We start from the raw sequence: 682 nt of genomic DNA, 5'->3' as shown, positions 1-682 counted from the left end.
CCATCATGGGCGATTGAGCCGCTCCCTATGCTGACTGACGCACCAGAACAAACAACACCAGCGCCAGCAATGCCACCTACGGACAAACCTAATCTGCATGAGAAAGACGCAAAGACCTTACTCGTTGAGATGTTAGCCGGGTACGGAGAAGCATCGGCGTTGCTTGAACAAGCGATCATGCCTGTTTTGGAAGGTAAAACGACGCTGGGCGAAGTCCTATGCCTGATGAAGGGTCAAGCCGTCATTTTGTACCCGGATGGCGCTCGGTCGCTGGGTGCGCCGTCAGAGGTTCTCTCGAAGCTGTCCCACGCCAACGCGATTGTTCCAGACCCGATTATGCCAGGTCGCAAAGTTCGTGATTTCAGCGGAGTGAAGGCAATTGTACTGGCGGAGCAGCTTTCAGATGCAGTCGTAGCGGCCATTAAGGATGCCGAGGCGTCAATGGGGGGATACCAGGATGCCTTTGAGCTCGTCTCTCCCCCTGGCTTGGATGCAAGCAAGAATAAGTCTGCACCGAAACAACAAAGCCGAAAAAAGGCGCAGCAGCAGAAGCCTGAGGTTAACGCCGGTAAACCCTCGCCTGAACAAAAGGCGAAAGGTAAGGACTCCCAGCCACAGCAGAAGGAGAAGAAGGTCGATGTTACTTCTCCGGTTGAAGAGCCGCAGCGCCAGCCGGTCCAAG

1 pseudogene is annotated in these 682 nt (G+C 55.0%); it reads left to right on the top strand.

The window, feature by feature from the left end:
- Positions 1-27 precede the first annotated feature (27 nt).
- Positions 28-682 (top strand): annotated as a pseudogene (locus R7Q48_RS27735) (conjugal transfer protein TraI); the annotation flags it as partial.

This window comes from Vibrio sp. 378 (assembly GCF_033339435.1).
This window is presented reverse-complemented; position numbering and strand designations above follow the sequence as displayed.